General features: G+C 57.2%; 14 protein-coding genes, 3 rRNA genes and 5 pseudogenes. 13 read left to right on the plus strand and 9 right to left on the minus strand.

The window, feature by feature from the left end:
- The 3 genes from HMPREF1267_RS06295 to rrf all read left to right on the plus strand — a co-directional run.
- Positions 1 to 935 (plus strand): 16S ribosomal RNA (locus HMPREF1267_RS06295); the annotation flags it as partial.
- A 514-nt stretch (positions 936 to 1,449) separates the two neighbouring features.
- Positions 1,450 to 4,528: ribosomal RNA gene (locus HMPREF1267_RS06300) — 23S ribosomal RNA — on the plus strand.
- A 159-nt stretch (positions 4,529 to 4,687) separates the two neighbouring features.
- Positions 4,688 to 4,805, plus strand: a 5S ribosomal RNA gene (gene rrf, locus HMPREF1267_RS06305).
- Between the two features lie 356 nt (positions 4,806 to 5,161).
- On the opposite strand, the gene HMPREF1267_RS12705 is transcribed toward rrf, so the two are convergent.
- Positions 5,162 to 5,440: an isochorismatase family protein gene (locus tag HMPREF1267_RS12705; RefSeq protein WP_232215120.1), complete on the minus strand. Its 279-nt coding sequence runs from the start codon at positions 5,438 to 5,440 to the stop codon at positions 5,162 to 5,164.
- Between HMPREF1267_RS12705 and HMPREF1267_RS13150 the strand changes: the two are divergent.
- From HMPREF1267_RS13150 to HMPREF1267_RS12715, 5 genes and pseudogenes are all read left to right on the plus strand, one after another.
- Positions 5,393 to 5,591, plus strand: a pseudogene (locus HMPREF1267_RS13150) (hypothetical protein). The gene HMPREF1267_RS12705 and the pseudogene HMPREF1267_RS13150 overlap by 48 nt on opposite strands.
- 333 nt (positions 5,592 to 5,924) lie before the next feature.
- Positions 5,925 to 7,153, plus strand: a pseudogene (locus tag HMPREF1267_RS06320) (IS3 family transposase).
- 44 nt (positions 7,154 to 7,197) lie between these two features.
- Positions 7,198 to 7,794, plus strand: a pseudogene (locus HMPREF1267_RS12710) (IS3 family transposase); the annotation flags it as partial.
- The gene (locus HMPREF1267_RS13590) at positions 7,760 to 7,987 is read left to right on the plus strand and encodes an IS3 family transposase (RefSeq protein ID WP_198011996.1); all 228 of its coding nucleotides are present in this window, start codon (positions 7,760 to 7,762) and stop codon (positions 7,985 to 7,987) included. The pseudogene HMPREF1267_RS12710 and the gene HMPREF1267_RS13590, both read left to right, overlap by 35 nt.
- A 131-nt stretch (positions 7,988 to 8,118) precedes the next feature.
- Positions 8,119 to 9,328, plus strand: a pseudogene (locus tag HMPREF1267_RS12715) (IS110 family transposase).
- Positions 9,329 to 9,869: 541 nt separating this feature from the next.
- Here HMPREF1267_RS12715 and HMPREF1267_RS06340 read toward each other — a convergent pair.
- The 3 genes from HMPREF1267_RS06340 to HMPREF1267_RS06350 are packed head-to-tail and all read right to left on the minus strand — an operon-like array spanning position 9,870 to position 12,506.
- Complete coding sequence (locus HMPREF1267_RS06340; protein WP_014303356.1) at positions 9,870 to 10,691, minus strand: ABC transporter permease; 822 nt, start codon at positions 10,689 to 10,691, stop codon at positions 9,870 to 9,872.
- Positions 10,684 to 11,445, minus strand: a complete 762-nt coding sequence (locus HMPREF1267_RS06345) for an ABC transporter permease (RefSeq protein WP_014303357.1) — start codon at positions 11,443 to 11,445, stop codon at positions 10,684 to 10,686. Before HMPREF1267_RS06345 ends, HMPREF1267_RS06340 begins: the two co-directional genes overlap by 8 nt.
- The gene (locus HMPREF1267_RS06350) at positions 11,442 to 12,506 is read right to left on the minus strand and encodes an ATP-binding cassette domain-containing protein (RefSeq protein WP_014303358.1); all 1,065 of its coding nucleotides are present in this window, start codon (positions 12,504 to 12,506) and stop codon (positions 11,442 to 11,444) included. Before HMPREF1267_RS06350 ends, HMPREF1267_RS06345 begins: the two co-directional genes overlap by 4 nt.
- 411 nt (positions 12,507 to 12,917) lie before the next feature.
- Between HMPREF1267_RS06350 and HMPREF1267_RS06355 the strand changes: the two genes are divergently transcribed.
- Genes HMPREF1267_RS06355 through HMPREF1267_RS06375 form a run of 5 tightly spaced genes read left to right on the plus strand, consistent with a single transcriptional unit; the run spans position 12,918 to position 19,072 of the window.
- Complete coding sequence (locus tag HMPREF1267_RS06355; RefSeq protein ID WP_014303359.1) at positions 12,918 to 13,547, plus strand: sugar O-acetyltransferase; 630 nt, start codon at positions 12,918 to 12,920, stop codon at positions 13,545 to 13,547.
- Between the two features lie 7 nt (positions 13,548 to 13,554).
- Positions 13,555 to 14,772 carry a glycosyltransferase gene (locus HMPREF1267_RS06360; RefSeq protein ID WP_023018094.1) on the plus strand — a complete coding sequence of 406 codons (1,218 nt, stop codon included), beginning with the start codon at positions 13,555 to 13,557 and terminating at the stop codon, positions 14,770 to 14,772.
- Positions 14,769 to 15,554, plus strand: coding sequence for a thioesterase II family protein (locus HMPREF1267_RS06365; protein WP_023018093.1), 786 nt, complete (start codon positions 14,769 to 14,771; stop codon positions 15,552 to 15,554). Before HMPREF1267_RS06360 ends, HMPREF1267_RS06365 begins: the two co-directional genes overlap by 4 nt.
- A 27-nt stretch (positions 15,555 to 15,581) precedes the next feature.
- Positions 15,582 to 17,348: an ABC transporter ATP-binding protein gene (locus HMPREF1267_RS06370; RefSeq protein ID WP_014307393.1), complete on the plus strand. Its 1,767-nt coding sequence runs from the start codon at positions 15,582 to 15,584 to the stop codon at positions 17,346 to 17,348.
- On the plus strand, positions 17,348 to 19,072 hold the full coding sequence (locus tag HMPREF1267_RS06375) for an ABC transporter ATP-binding protein (protein ID WP_014303363.1): 1,725 nt from the start codon (positions 17,348 to 17,350) through the stop codon (positions 19,070 to 19,072). Before HMPREF1267_RS06370 ends, HMPREF1267_RS06375 begins: the two co-directional genes overlap by 1 nt.
- Before the next feature lie 3 nt (positions 19,073 to 19,075).
- On the opposite strand, the gene HMPREF1267_RS06380 is transcribed toward HMPREF1267_RS06375, so the two are convergent.
- The 5 genes and pseudogenes from HMPREF1267_RS06380 to HMPREF1267_RS06400 form a co-directional block, all read right to left on the minus strand.
- Positions 19,076 to 20,536: an ABC transporter ATP-binding protein gene (locus tag HMPREF1267_RS06380; RefSeq protein ID WP_227917020.1), complete on the minus strand. Its 1,461-nt coding sequence runs from the start codon at positions 20,534 to 20,536 to the stop codon at positions 19,076 to 19,078.
- Positions 20,537 to 20,550: 14 nt separating this feature from the next.
- The gene (locus HMPREF1267_RS06385; protein WP_014303365.1) at positions 20,551 to 21,297 is read right to left on the minus strand and encodes an energy-coupling factor transporter transmembrane component T; all 747 of its coding nucleotides are present in this window, start codon (positions 21,295 to 21,297) and stop codon (positions 20,551 to 20,553) included.
- Positions 21,297 to 21,923, minus strand: coding sequence for an MptD family putative ECF transporter S component (locus HMPREF1267_RS06390; protein WP_014307391.1), 627 nt, complete (start codon positions 21,921 to 21,923; stop codon positions 21,297 to 21,299). Before HMPREF1267_RS06390 ends, HMPREF1267_RS06385 begins: the two co-directional genes overlap by 1 nt.
- Positions 21,924 to 22,084: 161 nt before the next feature.
- Positions 22,085 to 22,900: pseudogene (locus tag HMPREF1267_RS06395) on the minus strand (IS3 family transposase); the annotation flags it as partial.
- A gap of 24 nt (positions 22,901 to 22,924) precedes the next feature.
- Positions 22,925 to 23,453: IS3 family transposase (locus HMPREF1267_RS06400; protein ID WP_023028774.1), on the minus strand; the 529-nt coding region annotated here is incomplete at its 5' end.

A 23,453-nucleotide genomic window follows, 5' to 3' on the forward strand; every position in this document is an offset into this window, starting at 1 on the left:
ATTCTGGGGCTTAACTCCGGGCGTGCAGGCGATACGGGCATAACTTGAGTGCTGTAGGGGTAACTGGAATTCCTGGTGTAGCGGTGAAATGCGCAGATATCAGGAGGAACACCGATGGCGAAGGCAGGTTACTGGGCAGTTACTGACGCTGAGGAGCGAAAGCATGGGTAGCGAACAGGATTAGATACCCTGGTAGTCCATGCCGTAAACGGTGGGCGCTAGGTGTGAGGGTCTTTCTACGACTTTCGTGCCGTAGCTAACGCATTAAGCGCCCCGCCTGGGGAGTACGGCCGCAAGGCTAAAACTCAAAGGAATTGACGGGGGCCCGCACAAGCGGCGGAGCATGTGGATTAATTCGATGCAACGCGAAGAACCTTACCTGGGCTTGACATACATCAGATCGCTGCAGAGATGTAGTTTCCCTTTGTGGTTGGTGTACAGGTGGTGCATGGTTGTCGTCAGCTCGTGTCGTGAGATGTTGGGTTAAGTCCCGCAACGAGCGCAACCCTTGTCTTATGTTGCCAGCATTTGGTTGGGGACTCATGAGAGACTGCCGGGGTTAACTCGGAGGAAGGTGGGGATGACGTCAAATCATCATGCCCCTTATGTCCAGGGCTTCACACATGCTACAATGGTCGGTACAACGCGCTGCGACACTGTGAGGTGGAGCGAATCGCTGAAAGCCGGCCTTAGTTCGGATTGGGGTCTGCAACTCGACCCCATGAAGTCGGAGTCGCTAGTAATCGCAGATCAGCAATGCTGCGGTGAATACGTTCCCGGGCCTTGTACACACCGCCCGTCACGTCATGAAAGTTGGTAACACCCGAAGCCGGTGGCCTAAACGTGTTAGGGAGCCGTCGAAGGTGGGATCGGCGATTGGGACGAAGTCGTAACAAGGTACCCGTACCGGAAGGTGCGGGTGGATCACCTCCTTTCTAAGGAGCTTTTATTTTGGCTGCAGTTGCAGCCAATGGCCCACAGTTGTGGGTTGCCCACTGTTGTTTGATGGTGGGTTGGTGGTTGAGTGGGCGAGTGTTCTGCTGCCACCGAATATGGAAATTCCGGGTAGGACATACACCTTAATCAGCAGGGTCTAAGTGTTGAGACAGTGCTTTGTGACATGCGTAAAAGTGTCCATGCATACAGGAAGTAAAGTTGATTGGTAAGTCGTTGGTGCATTGTTGGGTGTCTGGGGCATTATCCCCTTTTGTGTGTGCCTGACTGGTTGATGAGCATCGTTTGTTGTGGTGGTGTTTGTTGCTGGTTGGGGTGTTGTGTGAGAACTGTATAGTGGACGCGAGCATCTCACATGATGCCGCCTGCTTTTGTGGGTGGTGTCTTGTGTGTGTGATGTGATTTTTCTTTTTGTTTATTTTGTCAAGTTCACTTGTTGCTGCCACATGCTGGCTGCATGGCTTCGTGTTGTGTGGTTTGTGTGTGGTGGTTGGTGTGTTCGTTATTTAGGGCGCATGGTGGATGCCTTGGCATGCTGAGCCGATGAAGGACGTGTAAGGCTGCGTTAAGCCTCGGGGAGTTGTCAATAAAGCGTTGATCCGAGGATGTCCGAATGGGGAAACCTGGCCCTGGTTATGTGGGGTTACCCTTCAGTGAATTCATAGCTGTTGTGGGGGTTACGCGGGGAAGTGAAACATCTCAGTACCCGTAGGAGGAGAAAATAATAATGATTCTGCTAGTAGTGGCGAACGAACGTGGATGAGGCTAAACCGTGTGCATGTGATACCTGGTAGGGGTTGTGTGTGCGGTGTTGTGGGGCCTGATTTTGTGTCATCTACCAGTGGCACGCCCTGTGCATTGTTGTTAGGTGAAGTGGTTTGGAATGATCTGCCGGAGTAGGTGAGAGTCCTGTAGCTGAAGATGATGATGTGGGGGTTGTTGGGTTCCCGAGTAGCAACGGGCTCGTGGAATCTGTTGTGAATCTGCCGGGACCACCCGGTAAGCCTAAATACTCAGTGTGACCGATAGTGGATAGTACCGTGAGGGAATGGTGAAAAGTACCCCGGGAGGGGAGTGAAATAGTTCCTGAAACCATGTGCTTACAATCCGTCAGAGCACCTGTTTGTGTGTGATGGCGTGCCTTTTGAAGAATGAGCCTGCGAGTCAGCGGCATGTCGCGAGGTTAACCCGTGTGGGGTAGCCGTAGGGAAACCGAATCCTAATGGGGTGATAAGTGGCATGTCCTGGACCCGAAGCGGGGTGATCTACCCATGGCCAGTGTGAAGCAGCTGTAAGAGGTTGTGGAGGCGCGAACCCACGTAGGTTGAAAACTGCGGGGATGAGCTGTGGGTAGGGGTGAAAGGCCAATCAAACTCCGTGATAGCTGGTTCTCCCCGAAATGCATTTAGGTGCAGCGTCGCATTTAGCTTGGTGGAGGTAGAGCGACTGGTTGGTTGAGCGGGACTACAATCTTAGCAATGTCAGCCAAACTCCGAATGCCATCAATTGTGTTGTGCGGCAGTGAGACTGTGGGGGATAAGCTTCATAGTCGAGAGGGAAACAGCCCAGATCGCCGGTTAAGGCCCCTAAGGGTGTACTAAGTGGAAAAGGATGTGGGATCGCGAAGACAGCCAGGAGGTTGGCTTAGAAGCAGCCATCCTTGAAAGAGTGCGTAATAGCTCACTGGTCGAGTGGTTCTGCGCCGACAATGTAGTGGGGCTCAAGTACACCGCCGAAGCCGCGGCAAGCAACATTTTTTTGTTGTTTGGGTAGGGGAGCGTCGTGCATGGGTGGAAGCGTTACCGTGAGGAGGCGTGGACTGTGTGCGAGTGAGAATGCAGGCATGAGTAACGAATTGTAAGGTGAGAATCCTTACCGCCGGATGACTAAGGGTTCCTGGGTCAAGTTCGTCTTCCCAGGGTGAGTCGGGACCTAAGGCGAGGCCGACAGGCGTAGTCGATGGATAACCAGTTGATATTCTGGTACCCGTACATGTGCGCCCATGATAAAGCACGGATACTAACCACTGCGGATACGCTACCTTTTCACTTTTTGAGTGTTGGTGGTGTTGATGTCGTGGGGCCTGATGTGTGGTTCAAGTGATGGGGTGACGCAGTGAGGTAGCCGCGCCACTTAGTGGATTGGTGGTGTAAGCGTGTAGGCCGTGTGGTAGGTAAATCCGCCACACATTGTGGTTGAGGCGTGATGCGTAGACCCATTGGGGTTGATGGTGGTGATCCTGTACTGTCGAGAAAAGCCTCTAGCGAGTGTGTGTATGGCCCGTACCCTAAACCGACACAGGTGGTCAGGTTGAAGATACTAAGGCGTTCGGGTGAACTGTGGTTAAGGAATTCGGCAAAATGCCCCCGTAACTTCGGGAGAAGGGGGGCCCTGTGACGTGAAGACCCTGTGCGGTTGGAGTGTTGTGGGGTCGCAGAGAATAGAGGGAAGCGACTGTTTATCAAAAACACAGGTCCATGCGAAGACGTTAAGTTGATGTATATGGACTGACGCCTGCCCGGTGCTGGAAGGTTAAGAGGACCGGTTAGTAACCTTTGTGGTTGCGAAGCTGAGAATTTAAGCCCCAGTAAACGGCGGTGGTAACTATAACCATCCTAAGGTAGCGAAATTCCTTGTCGGGTAAGTTCCGACCTGCACGAATGGCGTAACGACTTCTCTGCTGTCTCGACCACAGGCCCGGTGAAATTGCATTACGAGTAAAGATGCTCGTTACGCGCGGCAGGACGAAAAGACCCCGGGACCTTCACTATAGCTTGGTATTGGTGTTTGGTTCGGTTTGTGTAGGATAGGTGGGAGACTGTGAAATCATCACGCTAGTGGTGGTGGAGTCGTTGTTGAAATACCACTCTGATCGGATTGAGCATCTAACCTTGGCCCATGATCTGGGTTGGGGACAGTGCCTGGTGGGTAGTTTAACTGGGGCGGTTGCCTCCCAAAATGTAACGGAGGCGCCCAAAGGTTCCCTCAGCCTGGTTGGCAATCAGGTGGTGAGTGTAAGTGCACAAGGGAGCTTGACTGTGAGACAGACATGTCGAGCAGGGACGAAAGTCGGGACTAGTGATCCGGCACCTACTTGTGGATGTGGTGTCGCTCAACGGATAAAAGGTACCCCGGGGATAACAGGCTGATCTTCCCCAAGAGTCCATATCGACGGGATGGTTTGGCACCTCGATGTCGGCTCGTCGCATCCTGGGGCTGGAGTAGGTCCCAAGGGTTGGGCTGTTCGCCCATTAAAGCGGCACGCGAGCTGGGTTCAGAACGTCGTGAGACAGTTCGGTCTCTATCCGCCGCGCGCGTTGAAACTTGAAGAAGGCTGTCCCTAGTACGAGAGGACCGGGACGGACGTACCTCTAGTGTGCCAGTTATCCCGCCAGGGGTATCGCTGGTTGGCTACGTACGGAAGGGATAACCGCTGAAAGCATCTAAGCGGGAAGCCTGTTTTAAGATGAGGTTTCTTTTGAGGTCCCCTAAAGACTATGGGGTAGATAGGCCAGACTTGGAAGCACTGTAAGGTGTGAAGGCTACTGGTACTAATTGACCAAAACAAACACACCACAACAACCCAAACACCACGTGTGGGGATGATTGTTGGGTGAACTTGTGAAGCGAGTAAACAAACAAAAATACACATTATCGTGTGTGTCGCGTCCACTATGCAGTATCTGACACAACACCCACACGCACATGTGGTGGGTAGTGTTCTGATAGGTTTGTCGGTGGTTCATAGCTACAGGGAAACGCCCGGTCCCATTCCGAACCCGGAAGCTAAGCCTGTACGCGCTGATGGTACTGCAACCGGGAGGTTGTGGGAGAGTAAGTCACCGCCGACACCAAACAACAAAAACAAAATATTAATTGATGATAGTCCCCATAGGACCAACCTCCCCATAGTGTTGGGTGGTTGGTCCTGTGGGGATTATTCGTCGTTTTCAACCCCGCTCATGGAGGTAGGACCTGACCCCTGTTTGGTGGACACCTGATATCCAGCCCAGTCGAGCTGGGAAGAAAGGTAATCTGAAGTACCCCAAGTTTTGTTCCGTTAGAGCAGACGGGAAAATCTGGGGCAGCTCAGACAGATCCCACATAGGTTATGTTTGTACTCTCAGCACTCACAGCCCCTGTCAGCCTTAGCAACCGTTCACCTCTCACGACTGAAACAAGCTGTATATAGCTAAAGTGCAACGTACTAATTGAAGTTTCTCGCACAGGCTTCCACATAGTTCGCCGTTGTCATTACGTTGGCAAACTCGCCATGAAGATTTGCAGCAGTGGCACGCATGATCTCATCTGCGGATACAGTTTTTCCTTCATGATCAGTGCGCGGGAAACAAGCAGTGGCATCTAGAATGAATGACACGTCGAATCCCAGATTTCCGGCCATGCGTGCGGTAGTTTCACAGCAGTGGTTGGTAGTGAAGTGTCCCAGGTTTTGTTCCGTTTGAGTAGATGGGAAAATCTGGAACATGCCGAGAAAATTTGACCAGGATGCGAAGGACCGTGTGGTCCGTCTCGTGGAGGACCGCATCTTGGCGGAAAATATGTCGATGCAGGCCGCGTGCCAGGCAGTAGGCCCGAAGCTGGGGGTTTCATGGCACACGGCTCGTCAATGGACTTAAGCCTGCCCGGCGTGCGGGGAGCATCCCAGAACCTGTGCCTGAAGATTTGGCTGCCGAAAACGCGAGGCTACGTCGTGAAAATCAAGAGCTACGCGATACTAATGAGTTGTTGAAGGCTGCCTCGGCTTTTTCGCCTCATGACTCGACCCGAAACGTTAAGAAATGATCCGGTTCATCGATGAAAACCGGAATCGTTTCTCTGTCGAGTTCATCTGCACTGGCGTTGAAAAATAACCGGGCTGGTGGGTTTATCACCTCGCGTGGGTATCGCCAGTCCAAGGCTCTGAAGCGTACTGGGTTTAGTTCCTACCTCAGCTAAGGAAGGATTGAACTATGCCTAGAAAGTATTCCGTCGAGTTCAAGGAGAAGGCGGTCCATCAGATCATCGAAATGGTCCGCCTGGAGTCTTGCTCACTGCAACGCGCCTACACGGAGGTCGGTGAGCTGCTTGGAGTATCTCACCACACGTTGCGGGCTTGGTACCGTGACAGCGCTTCAGTACGTGATGACTCTGACGCTTCAGGCGGCGAAACAATGGAAGAAGAGCTTGGGGCGTCTGCGCCGAGAAAACCGCGAACTGAAACGAGCAAACGGGATTCTTAAGACTGCTTCGGCTTTTTTCGCAGCGGAACTCGACCGACCCTAAGACCAAATGATCTCTTACATCGACGCGTATAAAGATCAGTTTGGGGCCCGGGTCCATCTGCAGAGTCCTTAAACAAGCAGATCGTGGATTCATCACCTCACGCGGCTACCGCAAAGCCACCACACGTGTTCCCAGCGCAAGAGCCTTAAGCGATAGCCTGCTCATCCCAGAGATACAGCGTGTGCATGCGGAAAACTTCTCGGTCTACGGCATCCGCAAAATGTGGCACGCCATGAACCGTGAAGGCTTTCATATCGGCCGCGACAAGACCGCACGACTGATGAAACTCGCAGGTGTTTCCGGCCGCAGACGTGGACGACCCCCTATGACAACGATTAGCCCGAAGACACCGGATCATCGCCCAGACCTTGTACAGCGAGACTTCCATGCGCAGGCGCCAGGCAGGTTGTGGGTTGCCGACATTACCTACGTTCGCACCCTGTCAGGATTCGCCTACACCGCATTTGTCGTGGATGTATTCAGCCGAAAAATTGTTGGTGTCGTTACACGATCGACAATGCGCACCGATGCGCTGCCCATGGAGGCATTGGAGCATGCGTTAACGACTGCAGGGCGAATTCATGGAAACCAGTTAATTCACCATAGCGATCGGGGCAGCCAGTATGTGTCGTGGAAGTATTCCACTGCGCTAGCTGAGTCAGGAATCCGCCCGAGTGTGGGAACAGTCGGCGATTCTTACGACAATGCGCTAGCCGAAACAGTCAACGGTCTCTACAAGGCTGAACTGATTCATGCCCAAGGCCCGTGGACGTCGGTCGGAGAAGTCGAACTGGCCACCTTGCGGTGGGTGCATTGGTGGAACACCAAGCGGCTTCATGAAGCTTTGGACTACGCCACCCCACAGGAAGTAGAAACCGAGTACTATCTCACCCAGCCCATCAACACAGGGCCGTAAAAGAAGCGGAACTAAACCCAGGACGCTTCACTCGCGGGTTAAGTGCTCGTCGACTTCGTGATGCTGTTCTGGTTGAACGCATTAGTGCTGTTCATCGGGATAATTATGGTGTCTTAGGTGTGCGGAAAATGTGGCATGCTCTTCGCCGTGAAGGAATCGATATCGGTCGTGAACACGCTACCCGACTGATGCGCCTGGCTGGCGTTTCTGGCAAAGGCAAAGGCGGATCACCAATTACAACCCGAAAAGCTAACGTGCCTGATTTGCGCCCGGACTTGGTCGAGCGTGAATTCAAAGCCCGGGGCCCGAATAAGCTGTGGGTGGCTGACATTACCTATGTACGGACACGAAAAGGATTCGTCTACACCGCGTTTGTCACCGACGTCTACTCCCGGCGGATCGTCGGGTGGGCGCTGTCAGATTCGATGCGGACCGAAGCTTTGCCGCTGCAAGCACTCAACCAAGCGATTGTGAGCGCTGAGGAAACAACAGGTCTCATTCACCATTCGGATCACGGCTCGCAGTACGTCAGCGTTGTCTACAACGAGCGACTTACCCGGCACGGCATTACAGCTTCCACCGGAAGTGTTGGTGACTCCTATGATAATGCTCTGGCTGAAAACGTTAACGGCCCCTCATAAGAACGAGCTAGTCCATACCCGCAGGTGGGATGACGTTGTAGAGGTAGAAATCGCGACGTTCGAGTGGGTGTCATGGTGGAACGAGACAAGGATCCACCAAAGCCTGGGATACCGAACCCCAGCCGAGGTGGAATCCGAATTTTGGAAGAAGACCCCGCAGCAGGCAATAATGGAAAACAAGGCAAATGCCTAGGAACAAAACCCGGAGCACTTCAGTATGAGGTCTCACAGTAATGTGGATGCCAGCGTGAAGTATGTCCGACCAACCCAGCGATGAAGCTCAAATAATCCAACTTCTAATTCATCGCTAGGAGGCATACACCCATGGCCTATGACTTCGTCATTGGCGTGGACGTCGGCAAATACTTCCACCACGCCTGCGTCCTCGACCCCCAAGGCAGGCAAGTCCTGTCCAAACGCATCAACCAGCATGAAGGCTCGCTACGCAAGCTCTTTGGCCAATTCCTCGCTGACGACGCCTCGGTCCTTGTCATTGTCGATCAACCCAACAACATCGGCCGGTTAACCGTCGCAGTCGCCCAAGACATGGGCGTCGACGTTCGCTATCTACCAGGACTTGCGATGCGACAGCTTTCTCGCATCCACGTCGGCAACTGTAAGACCGATGTACGCGACGCCTACGTTATCGCCCATGCCGGTCTTAACCTTCCAGATTCCCTGCGCAACCTCGACCGCGTTGAGGACGTCTTTATCCAGCTGAAAGTTCTCAACGGGATCGACGAAGACCTCGCCCGGGCCTACACACGCCTGATTAACCAGATGCGATCCGCGCTCGTAGGAACCTATCCTGCATTCGAACATGTCCTGCGCGGACAGATGATTCACCGAAAGTGGATCCTCCACCTACTTGCAAAATACGGTGGCCCCACCAAGATTCGACGCATCGGTAGAACACGCCTGAAAGCCTTTGCACGCAAACACAGGGCACGCAATCCTGAGCCTGTCATCGATGCCATGCTTGCTGCCATCCACGAACAGACCGTATCCATTGCCGGCGCAGAATACGCCGAACTTGGCGTAGCAATGTCCGCCACAGATGCACTAGCCAAACTCGAGCATCGTAAAGAAATCGAAGCGCAGGTACTCAAGCTGATTCAGGACATTCCGCAGACCGAGATTCTTTTTATCCATGCCCGGTATCGGCCCGCGTAGCGCCGCGCAGATCCTCATGACTGTTGGCGATATGTCCGACTTCCCCGATGCAGCGCACCTAGCATCCTATGCAGGCCTATCACCGCGGACGAATCAGTCAGGAACGTCTATCATGTCGAATTCACCCAACAGGGCTGGCAACAAAAAATTAAAGAACGCCCTATGGCAATCGTCTTTTGCATCGATCAGATTCCACGAGCGTTCCCGGCAATTCTATGAACGAAAACGCAAAGAAGGCAAAAGACACAACGCCGCAGTCGTCGCACTCGCACGCCGACGCCTCAACGTCCTCTTCGCCATGATGCGAAACGGCGAGCTCTACCGAGACATCTCCACAGCCCAGGAGGCCGCAGCAGCCTAGAACCAACAGACCCCCACCTCAAGCCGATTGCACAGCAAGCCCAATCGGCTCCTCACCGTGCCCGAAAACAACATCCACAAGGAAAAGCAGAAACCCTTCACACCCCCAACAAACTCACCCACGGAATTGACAAACTATATAGGAACACCTCCCTGGGCGATGGTGCAGGCGCGGAGAGCGCCGCTGTTGCCGATGCCGCGCCCAACACCGCGACGGTAGTAGAGTACCCGCTGCCGGTGCAGGAGTTTGCGGTGACCCGCTACGATTTGCCCGCCGGCACCACGGTTTCCACGCAGCTTCCCGGACCGGCCATCGCCCTGGCTACTTCTGGTGTGGTCACGGTAAACGACCTGGAGCTAGCCCCGGGCGAGGCCGCCTGGTTGCCGGTAACCGGCGGCGACACTACCCGCCTTAGCGCGGCCGCGGGTAAAGATTCGCAGCTCTTTATCGCGGCGGCGCGCCCTGCGCGGCAAGTAGCGCTACCGCGCCGCTGGGGACGCCGCCGCGCGACAAGTAGCACTGTCGCGCTAACCGGCGCTATTTACGACATGGTGGGGCGGCGGAACGCAGCTGCGGCGGCTAGCAGCACTACGGTGAGTGCTACCATCCAGGCCACGAAAGCCCAGACTGCGGTGCCGGGCTGGCCGGTGGCAAGGATTTCGGCGCTTGGCGTGCCGTCGATGGCGGCGCCGGCGCGGGCGGCGAAGGTAAGCGGATTCCACCGGGCGATGGGTTGAACCACACCAGCGAATTGCTCCACGGGCACGAGGCCGCCGTTAAGTGCCATGGCCGCCATGATGATGGGGGCCGGGCCAATGGCGGCCTCCGGGGTGGCGCACATCGCGCCCACCATGGCCGATAGCGAGGCGGCCACCACCGCGCCGAAGATGATGACTAACAGCACCCAGCCAAACCCGGCCAGCGTGTGAATACGCAGGCCAGAAGCCACGGAAGCCAGCAGCACCGCGCAGCCGGAGATAAGGCTGCGTAAGGAATCGAAACACCAGCGGCCGAAGATCTCCGGGCTGGTGCCGTAGCGCGTGGTCGCGATGCGGGTGGTGATACCGCGTTGGCGTTCCTTAATTATCTGCGCGGCGGCGGAGGTGCCATTCATCAGTTCGCTGGAAAGGATGAGCGCGATGGTAAGCGGTAACGCGTCGAGCGTGGCAGAGCCTTGCGAGGCCGCCATGAGGTCGCCAAACAGCCACCGCATGACCAGGAACATCAAAACGGGACCAGCCACGGTATTGGTAATTACCGCGCTATCGCGGCGGGCGGCGCGCAGGTGCCTTCCAAAATGCGTGGCGACAGTGGACAGCCAGGTGGTGTCGTGCGACACGGTGGCGGTGGTGTGGTTAGTCATGTTTCCTCCCCTGGAAAGCGGTGATAAAGCCCCATACGCCAACGACGGTCATGGCGATGAGCCAGCACAGTGCTTCGACTCCGCGCGCCCCCAGGGCAGCGCCACCTAGTAGGTTGCGGGCGGTGTCCAAGATGGGAGATAGCGGTACGTGCCGGATGATGGGGCCAATGCCGCCGGGCAGCGCATCCGCAGGCACGAATGCGGTGGAGAACATCACCATGACCAGCACGAGGTTTTGGAAGAGCAAGGACGCCGAGGTGGGCTTGGGGGCCAACAGGCAGGAGCCATCGATAAACGCGGAGAGGATGATGGTGAGGGCGGCGAAAAGGGCGATGGTAAGGATAATACGACCCGGTCCGGCAGCGTAGCGGGCACCGAGCAGGATCGTGGTGAGGACGACGATGCTGCACGACCACGCGGCGCGGGTGAGATCTGCCAGCAGCCGGCCGACGACCGTGGCCCAGGCGGGCGTCCCGGTGGCGCGGATGCGGTCGTGGATGCCGTTTTCGGCGTCACGCGTAATCGCCAAGGAGGAGCCCCCGGCGGCGAACACAATCGCCTGAATAACGCCGGCGGGCAGGAGGAAGGCGGCGTAATCGATGCCGAGTTCCGTCGAAGCCTTGGCGAAGGTGGCGTAAAAGATGACCATGAACAGGCTGGGTATTGCCACGGCGGAAACCATTACGGCCTTGTTGCGGACGGTGCGCAGGACATTGCGGTGCCACGAGGCAGCGACTGCTCCGAGCGCGTTCACTGGGAGCCTCCACCGGTGTGGGGAGCCTGCTGCGCGATGTCGCCGGACCCGGCGATAGCGAAGTAGACATCGTCCAAGGAGGGCGGAACCAAGGAGACGTCCGCGACCGAGGTGTCGTCGCCATCCCACAAGGCCAGCGCCCGGACTAGGGTGCGGTGGCCATCGGGGGCATCGACGCGCAATACGGTGTCCTCTTGGCGGCAGTCGATGCGGTGTTCTTGCAAGGTGTGGGTGAGGCGTGCGGCATCGTCCGGGCTAGACATCGTGATGAGGCACACCGTGGTGCCATAGCGGTCCTTGAGCTCGGCGGGGGTGCCTTCGTCGAGCACCTTGCCTCCGGCGAGCACGGCGACGCGGTCTGCGAGCTGGTCAGCTTCTTCCAGGTATTGGGTAGTAAGCAGGATCGAGGTGCCGTCGGCCGCCAGCCCGCGGACGGTATCCCACACGGAGCTGCGCGCGGCGGGGTCGAGGCCCGTGGTCGGCTCGTCGAGGAACAGCAGCGCGGGCGGGACAGTGAGGGAGGCGGCGATATCTAACCGCCGGCGCATGCCGCCCGAGTATGCCGAAACCAGGCGGTCGGCGGCGCCAACCAGATCGAAGCGCTCAAGAAGTTCCGCGGCGCGGGCCTTCGCATCGCTAGCTTTAAGCCCTGCCAGGCGGCCAAAGAAGATGAGGTTTTCCTTGCCGGTAAGCTCCTCATCCACTGCGGCGTATTGCCCGGTCAGCGCGATGGAAGCGCGCACCTTGGAAGGATCCGTGGCTAAGTTGTGGCCATCGATGATGGCGGTTCCGCCCGTGGCGGGCAGCAGCGTGGAAAGGACATTGACCAAGGTTGTCTTGCCGGCACCATTGGCGCCTAGGACGGCGAGGATGCCCCCGCGCGGAATGGCGAGGGTCACACCGCGCAGGATTTCCGTTCGCTTCTTGACTTTTCCCAGGCTACATCGCAGATCTTGGACATCAAGCACCAGGTCGCGGCCTTTTGCGTGGGCGCTGGTTGAGGGGACTGCGGTGGCGCTGGGGTCACCGCTAGCGGTTGCCGTGGTGGGGTTTTCTTTCATGATTCATCCCTGGATATACGTCAACGGTCTATTAGACGGCGCACCGATTCTCCTACCGCAGAAGGAAAACCGATTATTGCCCGCGAACGATGGATTGTGGTCCACGGAGCAAGCGCCTGGGGTAGTGCCAACTAATCCTTAGAAAATGATGTATGTCTAGCGGCACCGGGTCGTGCACAGCGCCCCGCAGGAGAGGGCTGCACAGGTCGGCTGATCGGCGGCGACGCTGCAGGTTGCTGCAAAGTTGAGCATACCATAATTAGGCATGGCATGCTTGACAATTAAGTCGAAGGCCTGTAAGCTACCAAGTGTGAGCTAAGAATCTGGGTATTCCGACTAGTCAGGGTCAAACCGCGTGGCTGACCGTAATTCGTATTGTGGCTCGCGCCTCTCAAGCACAAAGGAGTATCCATGGATTCTCGAGAGCAAATCGAAGATAAGATTCTCTGCGGTCAGCCCTTCCGCCCTATTGAGGACCCGGATCTCTATTACGAGATGATGGAGGCGGCGGAGAAGTGTCACGATCTCAACCAGCTTCGTCCACTTCAAACAGCGGAGAAGCAGGCAGTGATGGCAGACCTGCTTGGTGAACTGGGGGAGCGCTTAATGGTTTTCCTGCCATTTCATGTCCAATATGGCTCGAAAATCAAGGTCGGAGATGGCGTGACCTTCAATCGAGGAACGACGGTACTTGATATGGCCCCGGTGACATTTGGCAATGAGGTCATGGTTGGTCCATGGTGTTCCTTCTTTGCTGGCAATCACGCCTTAGACCCCGTAGAGCGGCAATACATGGTGTGTACCGGGGGTGCGATCACCATACAAGACCATGTGTGGCTTGGTGGCAATTGCACGGTAACTGCGGGTGTCACGATTGGGCATGGTGCAGTAATTGGTGCTGGCAGTGTTGTGACAAGAGATATTCCGCCCATGGTACTCGCAGCCGGTAATCCGTGCCGAGTCATTCGTGATATTGGCCCGGAAGATAAGCTCATGGGGGAGTCTTGGGTTCCTGAGTGGCCTAGTTGGATTACGGATTGAGACGGCTGTGAAAGTTCTCGCGGTCGTCCTGGGTTCTGAGGGTGATATGCTGCCATTTGCGCACCTTGGTGTCGCACTTCGAGATCGTGGCCACCAGTTTGTTTTGGCTGGGTTTAGCGAATTCGGCGGGAGTTTTCGTGCAAACGGGGTGGACTACATCGAGTTACCCGGTGATTACCGGGCGTTAATGAAGCGCCTTTTGGGCGATAGTAAAGGCATGATGGACACTGTCTTAGGTATCCGTGAGATGATATCTGACGCCCACGTTTTCGATGTGTTAGAGCATGCCATGGATGGCGTTGACGTGGTCATGTACACCCAATTCAGTGAAGTTGCTCGGTTGTTAGGGGCTGCACGCGGAGTCCCCAGCGTTCGGGTGCAGGTTTTCCCTACCGAACCCTGCCTCCGTTACAGCCTCGTGGATCCGCGAAAACTGGACGGCTCTGTCGGAGCTCTGGTCACCCACTGGATGTCCAATACTCTGATGGCTTGGGCGATGCGCCCAGTGATAGCGGCATGGCGCCGTAGGTTGGGGCTGCGTCAGCGAGCGCTCTCCTCTCCACCAACCACGATCTACCAATTCAGTCCCGCGTTGAGTCCGCCGGCGCCGGAATGGAAAAACCACATTCACGTCACTGGCGAGTGGCTTGACCCGCACCACAGTGAACTCGCCCTAGACCCAGCAGTCGAGGAGTTTGTGGCTGCCGGCTCGGCCCCGGTTCTGGCAAGCTTTGGGAGTATGGTCTCAGATCGCGTTTATGACCTTCAACGATGGACTCGAGACGCGTGCATCGAGCATGGTCTGCGGGCGATAATCGTCGATCCCGATCATGAGCCTGGTGTGAGAGAAGGAATCCTCACCGTCGCCCGGGTCCCGTTCGCGACTGTGCTTCCGTGGTGCCGTGCAGGCATCTGCCACGGCTCACTGGGCACCACCGGGGCGATCCTGCGCGCCGGCAAGCCGTGCCTTGCGGTTGCATTCGGTGGTGACCAACACTTCCATGCCAACGCAGTTTGTCGAAACGGTGCCGGGCCGAACTATATTGACGCCCAGCGAGGCGAACTGAGTGCCCAGTCCCTGGCCGCCGGAATTGCCGATTTGGTAAGTGGAGCATACGACTCCGCAGCCCGCAGGATGCCCGAGTTGCTTGCCACAGACCCGGGTACCGTCGCAGCAGTAGAAATCGTGCTTAATCAGTCCGACCTAGCGAAAGGCGAAAAATGACAGAAATCAGCTGCGAGGGAGTCTTTCCGTTTGTGGCCGGACATCGCACTGGAACCCTCTTGTTTTGCTTCCATCACGCAGGAGGCAGCGCTTCCGTCTATCGTGGATGGGTGGGGGTCAACCCAAGCATTGACGTGGTGCCGGTGGAGCTTCCCGGAAAGGCAACCCGTCGCCGAGAGAAATGGGTAAGCGACTTTGACAAGCTCGCCGATATGTGCGCAACCGAGATAGTAGATCTGGCGGCGGGCGCGCCGATTGCGTTGTACGGCCACTCCATGGGGGCAGCGCTGGCCTACCAGGTTGCTGCCTGCCTGCAGCAGATGCATCGGCCCACTATACCGGAAGCCGTGGTGGTGGCCGCACGGCAGGCGCCCGGAGAAACCGTGCCTGGGGAATACCACTCGTCAATGGGGTTCGGTGCGCTGCGCAGGGAGTTTGAGAAGGTAGGTGGCACACCACCTGAGATCCTTGCCAATGATGATGTGATGAAGCTGCTGCTCGCTGACATTCGTCGCGATTATGTGTTACACGAGGGCTTTCACCATGCAACCACGGTGCTTCGCTCTCCTGTGCTGGCATTGGCGGGGGATAGCGACCCAGCTGTCAGCCCAGAGATGCTTTCCCGGTGGGAAAATTTTACCAGCGGTAGTTTTGAACTGAAGGTCCTGCCGGGTGGGCATTTCTTCCCGCTCGATACTGGAACCGAGTTCCTCGACCTGCTTGCCGGTTTTCTAGCGGGAATTACTGGGAACACTGCCTGGTTAGCGCGGAACAATGCGTGATTGTGACTGTTAAGTAAAGAGGCCCCGATGACCGAACAAAAACCACCCATTACATTTAGGCAAATATCTCAACCTGCCCACCGGCAGATCACGGTGTCGCTGCTATTGGCGGTGCTGGCGGCGTTTTTGTCGCTGGTGCCGGTAATCGTGCTGGTTGAGCTGGTGCGCACCGTAATGCTGTCCTTCCAGGGAGAGCCGATAGATGCGTCAAAGCTGTGGCTGCTAGTCGCGGCGCTCATGGTGGCCACCGTCCTACATGGACAGGCAACCGTGAAGAGCCTCCAGGTAAGCCACCAGGCCGACGGCCTTTTGGGCGAGCACTTACGCCAGCAGCAGATTACCAAGCTGGGTAGGCTCCCGCTGTCTTGGTTTACGCGGACACCTTCGGGGACTGTGAAAACCTACATCGAAGACGACGTCACCAAGATCCACCAGCTCATCGCCCACGCGCCGCACGATTATTCGGCCGGTGTACTCGTACCGCTATTGAGCCTGGGATACATGTTCGTGGTGGACTGGCGGATAGGCCTGCTGGGCCTGGTACCACTGCTGTTGGCAGTGGCCACCATGCCGTTTATGATGCGCGAGTTTCAAGAAAAGGCGGAGAAATTTAAGTCCAGCCAGAAGCAGCTAGACGCCGCCGTCGTAGAGTTGGTGCGCGGCATCCCGGTTATCAAGGTGTTTGTTCCGGAAGGCTACGACGAGAGCATTTTCCTTAGTCGTTCCCGGAGTTTTGGTGGGTTCTATCGCGAGTGGTTGCACGCCACCGTACACCCCACCGCTTTGATGAAGATCTTCACCTCCACCGGGTTTGGCCTGCTGGTGGTAGCCGCGGCCAGCCCGTGGCTCATCACGTCTGCGGGCGTACCAGTGGCCGATGTGCTGGCAGCGTTTTTGTTGATCAACAACATCGCCGCGCCTCTGCTTATGCTTTCGCGCACTAACATCATGTTTTCGGAGGCGAAGGCTGCCGCGGCGGATCTCACCGAGTTCTTCAACATCCCGGTATTGCCGCCCGCTGCTGGCGGCAGGGAGCCTGCAAACGCCGGAATTGAGTTGAAAGATTTAAGCTTCTCCTACGTGCCGGACACCCCGGTGCTTTCCGGCATTAACCAAAAACTTACCGCCGGCAGCATCACTGCGGTGGTGGGACCTTCCGGCTCGGGGAAGTCCACGTTAGCCGCGCTCATCCCCCGGCTATTAGACCCCACGGAGGGGTCGGTGCGCATTGGTGGCGTCCCTAGTACTGATCTCCGATCTGACCAGCTCTACCGTAGGGTAGGGTTCGTCTTCCAGGACCCTTACCTTATGCGGATGAGCGTGCGGGATAACATTCGCCTCGCTCACCCGGAGGCCACCGACGCAGACGTGGTTCGCGCCGCCCGCGCCGCCCAGATTCATGAGCGCATTACCCATCTGCCGCGCGGCTACGACTCGGTGGTGGGAGAGGACGCGCAGCTTTCCGGTGGCGAGCAGCAGCGGCTGGCTATTGCCCGGTCCATCTTGCTCGACGCGCCGATCCTCGTGTTGGATGAGGCCACCGCTTTTGCGGATCCGGACTCCGAGGCCGCGATCCAGCGGGCCATTACCGAGCTGGTGGCCGGGCGCACGCTAGTAGTTATCGCACACCGGCTCCACACGATCACCGGCGCTGACCGGATCCTCATGCTGGAAAACGGTGAGGTCACCGAAGCAGGCACTCACGAAGAGTTAGTGGCGGCAGGCAAGGGCTACGCCACGATGTGGGCACGCTACCAAACCGCGCAGGCGGGCATCCAAGGGGAGGAAAAATAATGATCCGCACGCTCTATTCACTGGGCAGTCCGGCTGATCGTCGCCGTCTGGTGCTGGTCCTTACGCTAATTGGGATTTCCGCGGTGGCGTTGGCCATTGGCCTTATCCTCATTGCACTGTTTTTGGACACGCTGTTTAGCGAAGATCCCGCGCAGGCCGCAGCATGGTTGCCCTGGATCATTATCTCCGTCCTCGTCTACGCCGCCGCAGACTGGCCCACTGAGGTTATTGCCCAGGACCTGGGGCATGATTACGTGCTGCGCATCCACCGGCTTATCGCCGATCGCACGGCACAGCTACCCCTGGGCTATTTTGAAGAAGATCGCGCCGGCCAGATCGGTGTTGTAGCCACCAGCGGTGCGCTGTTTGCCGCTAACGCTCCGGCAATGATGCTGCGGCCCATGCTGCACGGTGCTGCCTCGGCCGGTTTGGCTTGCGTGTTTCTCATCGCCGTGGACTGGCGGCTGGGGCTGGTTACCGTTGCAGTGGCTGCCGTGGTGTGGTTCGCCTATAACCGCCTAATGCGGCAGTACCGCGTGGCAGAGCGCCAGAAGGGCGAGCGCAACGAGCACGGCGCCGCGGAGGTGCTGGAGTTCGCCCAGGTGCAGCCGGTGCTGCGCATGGCTGGGCCGGATTCGCTGGGGGAGCGCGCCGTGCGCGCCTCGATTCGAGAGCAGCTTAGCGCCCAGCAGCACACCCAGAAGACAGGTGAGATGATCATGGGTCGTCTGGCTTTAATCATCATGGTCGGTACCGTGGTCATTGATGCCCTGGCCACCGTGCTACTTCTCAACCACTGGCTAGAAGCAGGCACCTACATTGGCGTCATTGTGTTGGTGTTCATCCTGGCTCGCGTTGCTATGTCGGGCATACCCTACGGCGAGGGCTTGGAATCCGCGCGCAATACCTTAGATGAGATCCAAAAGATCCTCGATGCGCGGGTGTTGCCGGAGCCTGCGGTTCCGGCGGCGCCACGCGACTATGGCATCGAGTTCGATGGGGTGGGCTTTGGCTACGAACCCAACACCCCAGTGGTCCGCGACGTGAGTTTCCGCGTGGCGCCCGGAACTACTACTGCGTTGGTGGGTCCCAGCGGCTGCGGCAAGAGCACCTTGCTAAAACTTGCGGCACGCTTCTATGACGTTGACCAGGGGACCATCCGTATCGGTGGTGTGGATATTCGCGATCTTGGCTCCCGGGCGGTGTTGGATTCGCTGGCTATGGTGTTCCAATACGTGTACCTCTTCGAGGACACACTGTATGAAAACATCCGCCTGGGCTGCCACAATGCAACGCGGGAGGAGGTGCTCCGCGCAGCGGAGTTGGCCGGTGTCACCGAGATTGCCCGGCAGCTGCCGCAGGGGTTTGACACCCTGATTAGCGAGGGCGGGCAGAATCTCTCCGGTGGTGAGCGTCAGCGTGTCTCCATCGCTCGTGCGCTACTGAAGGACGCGCGGATCGTGCTGCTTGATGAGGCGACTAGCTCTCTAGACGTGCAGAATGAGCACCTTGTGATGCGCGGTATGAAAACGCTTTCTGCCGAGCGCACCATCGTCGTAATTGCGCACCGGCTGCACACCATCCGCGACGCGGACCAGATTGTGATGATGAGTCCCTCCGGCACCGTGGAGTCTATCGGCAACCACGAGGAACTCATGGAGAGTTCCCCACGCTACCGCAGCTTCTGGGGTGAAAAGAGCGACGCCACCAGCTGGAAGCTGTAGGGACTAGCTGTCGCGGCCGCGTAGATACCGCACCGTGCGCGCCAGTGCGAGATCATCGCACGGTTCGCAGGCGGTAAGGCGGCCTTTTTCCACGCGCAGGAGAAGATCGCAGCACCGCGCCACCAGCTCCATGTCATGGGTTACTACCAAAACGGTCTTGCCCTGCCGGGCTAGGGCGTCTAGCAGGTGGGCCACCCGGTGCATGCGGCACAGGTCCAGCCCGCTGGTGGGTTCATCGAAGACGATTACCTCGCGCTCACTTAGGACTGCTGAGGCGATGGCCACGCGCTGGCGTTCGCCGCCCGAAAGCGACATCGGGTGCCGGGCCCGCTTGTCCGCGAGATCAAGTGCACCAAGCACCTCGGTAAGGCGCGCTTCGTTTTTCCCATCCGGTCCACTGGTGCCGATGATTACGTCGGACTCCACGCTCTCCCCGAAAAGCTGGTGGTTTACGTCCTGCATTACTAAATAGGACTGGCGCAGGCGCTGCCGGGGACCCGAGAGCGAGCGGTTATTGATGTCCACCACGCCGGTGGCCTTAGATTCCAGGCCAGTCAGAACGCGCACAAAGGTAGATTTTCCGGCCCCGTTGCGTCCTACCACGCCGATGACTTGTCCTTGCGGCAACTCCGTGTGGCTGATGCTCAGGGATGGCTCTGTAGCCTTGGGGTAGGTGAACTGTAGCTTTTTGAGCACCATCGTGCCACTTGAAGGGCGTGGCTCGCGGGTCACCTCGGGGACCTGCTGCGCTGAGCGCAAGCCCATGCGGTACAGTTCGGCCTTGTCTAGGGTGCGAAACTCCGAGCCGCTGAGATCATGAGCGATCTGCCCGTCCTGCATAACCAGCACTCGGTCCACGATGTCAACTAGGTAGGAAAGCCGATGCTCAGCGATCAGGACGGTGCGGCCCTGTGTCTTCCACTGCGCGACGATGCGGCGCAGCTCATCGACGGCGGCGAGGTCGAGATTTGATGATGGTTCGTCTAGTAGTAGTACCTGTGGGTGCATCGCGGCCACTGAAGCGCATGCTATTTTTTGTTTCTGGCCGCCGGAAAGTGTGAACAGGTGCCGGTCGAGGAGATGAACCATGCCGAAATCTGCGGAAAGTTCCCCAATACGCTGTCGAATCTCGTTGGGCGCCACGCCGAGGTTTTCGCAGCCAAAGGCGAGTTCGCTGGCTACTTCCAGCGTGAAAAATTGCGACTTGGGGTTTTGGAACACTGAGCCTACGCGTTCGGCGATGTCGTGTGGGTGGGCATGAGTGATGTCTTCGTCGTCCAGCAGCACCTCCCCCGAAATCTGGGCGTCGCAGAACGTGTGCGCCACGCCGTTTATCAGGCGTAGCAGGCTGGACTTACCGCAGCCTGATTCGCCACACACTAGAACTAGTTCGCCCTTCGCCACGGTGAGATTTACGTGGTGCAGCACCGGCTCCGCTGTGTTTTGACCATAGGATAGTGACACATCGTGCAGCTTTATCACGGCAGCATCACTATATTTACCAGTAGTAGGATCAGGGACACGACGAGCACGCTTATGACTATTGCGTCGCCTACGCGGAAGCCTATCTCGCACAGCGTGGTTCGTCGGCGAGGCGAGCCCAATCCGCGGGTCACTGCAGACATAGCCAGCTCGTTGCCGATGCTCACAACGGACGCCAACAGTGGCACAAAGCGGTATTCGAGCATAGCGATCGGGTTGCGCAGGCCCGAGATGCCACGCATCTGCATGGCGGTGCGGATATCGCGGTATTCCTCGAGAATCGTCGGGAAGAACCGGAACATGATGGACGTGGGGATGGTCAGGGCGTCGGGGCTCCGCATGCGCTGCATCGCGGCCATGAATTCGCTGGCCGAGACGGTGCGTAGTAGGTACCAGCAGCACGTGATGCCAGGGAGGATGAGCGAAAGCCCTGCGAACCACGTAGCGCACACGTCCACGATGATGTGGCGCTCGGGCAGGGCCTGTACCACCACCGCAGGAAAGCCGGCGAGCACCGCGAAGGTGAGTGCGTATCGCAGTGCAGCGGCCACCATGCCGGAGGCGAGGAAAAGTGCCCCGGGAACGGCAATGAGCATCCACCGGGCGGTGCTGCCCAGCGCCCCACTGGACCCGGCCGGTGAGATGAGCACCGAGGACACCACGAGGATGACCAGCACCGTGGTGCGTGGGTCCAGATGGAGTCCCGCTGTGTGCGTGCCTGATCCGGGCAAAGTGGGCGACATCAGGCGATTCCTGCTCGCTGGAAGTGCTTGGTGAAGATGCGCCGGCCGAGGATCCCGCCGAGGATCCCGCAGACGAAGGTTACTATCACAATGATGAGGAATAGCCAAGTCATCTGGCCAATAGAGGTGAGGCCATCCGCGAAACTAGCACCATATTTGGTCTGCATGCCGCTGCTCTCTATGTAGCGCCGAGTGGTGAAGAAAAGCGGAATATATGATGCGGTGGGTGACACTGCTATAAAGGCATAGGCGATCACACTGTGTATTGCGCTCGTATACTTGCCGGCGCGCAAAATTAACTCGGCAAACACGGCCATGACCAAGCTGAGCAGCAGTGGCCATATGCCTAAACCAAGCAGCAGGCTGGCGAGGCCGCTGAGAAGAAGGAATATGAAGACCATGCCGGGCTTGTGCACCTTGGCCAAGAACAGCATCATCGGGATGCCCAGGATGAGGGCCTGAACGCTGGTGATCATCACGTAGGTGATGGGGGTGATGCCGATGAAGGCGATGACCACGCCGGCTACCAAGTTGATGACGAAGAAGATGCCGATGTTCATCAGGTCGGTGATGTTCAGCCGTCCTGCTTTTGCATCTTTCGGGGTGGTGTGGGGAGTACTGGGCATGATGTTTCCTTTCAGATTAGGCTGCTTGTGCGTAGCACTGGGTTGGGGGCAAGTGGCTTGTCAGGTGAGTGAAACAGGTGTGGCATGAACTCTAAATTTCGCCTTCTTCTACGTCGCTGCCGAGGGCCCGACCCCCGGAAAGTGGACACATCGGGGGCTAGCTATGCTGCTGTGGTCAGTATAGCCGAAGTCTCGGCTTCAAAGACATCAGGAGCTACGAGATTGCACCAGGAGTGCCGCCTGCGCGTGTTGTAGCGCATGCACCACCGGAAGACCTCTTGACGACAGCTAATTGGGTTGTCAAAGACTTTCCGATCACGCAGCACTTCCCGCTTTAAGGTGGCGTTAAAGGATTCTGCCAGGGCATTATCGGCACTCGTTTCTACCGCTCCCATGGACTGGCGCACACCTAACGACGAGCAGTAGTTCCTAAAGGCTTGTGAGGTGTACACGCTGCCGTGATCGGAATGGAAAATAGTCCCGTCAAGACTGCCGCGCACGCCGTGTGCGTGGGCTAGAGCATCGATAACTAGTGAGACCCGCATGTGGTCTGCGAGTGCATAACCTGCAAGTTTACGTGAATACGTGTCAATGACTGTGGCAAGGTACATGTTTTTGCCTCCCTTACAGGGCAGGTAGGTAATGTCGCCGACATACACACGATTTGGCTCGCCAGCTGTGAACTTGCGGCCTACTAGATCTGGCATGACACGGTGACCAGGCTTACGCCTGGTAGTAATGCATCGACGCCGTTTGCTAAAGCCTTTTAACCCCATGGATTTCATGATGCGTGCAACTTTCTTGTGATTGATCGGGGTATACGTCGTGTCCTCCTTGAGGCTTGCGGCGATGCGTTTAGCACCATAAAGCCCGTGCTCATCATCGAAGATGGTCTTGATTCTTGCACCAATAACGGCATCAGAATACATCTTTAACCTGCGTTTTTTACGGGTGCTCACCCACTTGTAAAATGAAGCGTCCTGGGTTTAGTTCCGCTTCTTTTACGGCCCTGTGTTGATGGGCTGGGTGAGATAGTACTCGGTTTCTACTTCCTGTGGGGTGGCGTAGTCCAAAGCTTCATGAAGCCGCTTGGTGTTCCACCAATGCACCCACCGCAAGGTGGCCAGTTCGACTTCTCCGACCGACGTCCACGGGCCTTGGGCATGAATCAGTTCAGCCTTGTAGAGACCGTTGACTGTTTCGGCTAGCGCATTGTCGTAAGAATCGCCGACTGTTCCCACACTCGGGCGGATTCCTGACTCAGCTAGCGCAGTGGAATACTTCCACGACACGTACTGGCTGCCCCGATCGCTATGGTGAATTAACTGGTTTCCATGAATTCGCCCTGCAGTCGTTAACGCATGTTCCAATGCCTCCATGGGCAGCGCATCGGTGCGCATTGTCGATCGTGTAGCGACACCAACAATTTTTCGGCTGAATACATCCACGACAAATGCGGTGTAGGCGAATCCTGACAGGGTGCGAACGTAGGTAATGTCGGCAACCCACAACCTGCCTGGCGCCTGCGCA

The organism is Corynebacterium sp. KPL1824, assembly GCF_000478095.1.
GTDB lineage: Bacteria > Actinomycetota > Actinomycetes > Mycobacteriales > Mycobacteriaceae > Corynebacterium > Corynebacterium accolens.

Coding starts and splice junctions, on each gene's coding strand:
- HMPREF1267_RS06340 (WP_014303356.1), bottom strand. CDS start 10,691: ATGACTAACCACACCACCGCCACCGTGTCGCACGACACCACCTGGCTG.
- HMPREF1267_RS06390 (WP_014307391.1), bottom strand. CDS start 21,923: ATGCCCAGTACTCCCCACACCACCCCGAAAGATGCAAAAGCAGGACGG.
- HMPREF1267_RS06355 (WP_014303359.1), top strand. CDS start 12,918: ATGGATTCTCGAGAGCAAATCGAAGATAAGATTCTCTGCGGTCAGCCC.
- HMPREF1267_RS06365 (WP_023018093.1), top strand. CDS start 14,769: ATGACAGAAATCAGCTGCGAGGGAGTCTTTCCGTTTGTGGCCGGACAT.
- HMPREF1267_RS12705 (WP_232215120.1), bottom strand. CDS start 5,440: ATGTTCCAGATTTTCCCATCTACTCAAACGGAACAAAACCTGGGACAC.
- HMPREF1267_RS06385 (WP_014303365.1), bottom strand. CDS start 21,297: ATGTCGCCCACTTTGCCCGGATCAGGCACGCACACAGCGGGACTCCAT.
- HMPREF1267_RS06370 (WP_014307393.1), top strand. CDS start 15,582: ATGACCGAACAAAAACCACCCATTACATTTAGGCAAATATCTCAACCT.
- HMPREF1267_RS13590 (WP_198011996.1), top strand. CDS start 7,760: ATGCTCTGGCTGAAAACGTTAACGGCCCCTCATAAGAACGAGCTAGTC.
- HMPREF1267_RS06350 (WP_014303358.1), bottom strand. CDS start 12,506: ATGAAAGAAAACCCCACCACGGCAACCGCTAGCGGTGACCCCAGCGCC.
- HMPREF1267_RS06375 (WP_014303363.1), top strand. CDS start 17,348: ATGATCCGCACGCTCTATTCACTGGGCAGTCCGGCTGATCGTCGCCGT.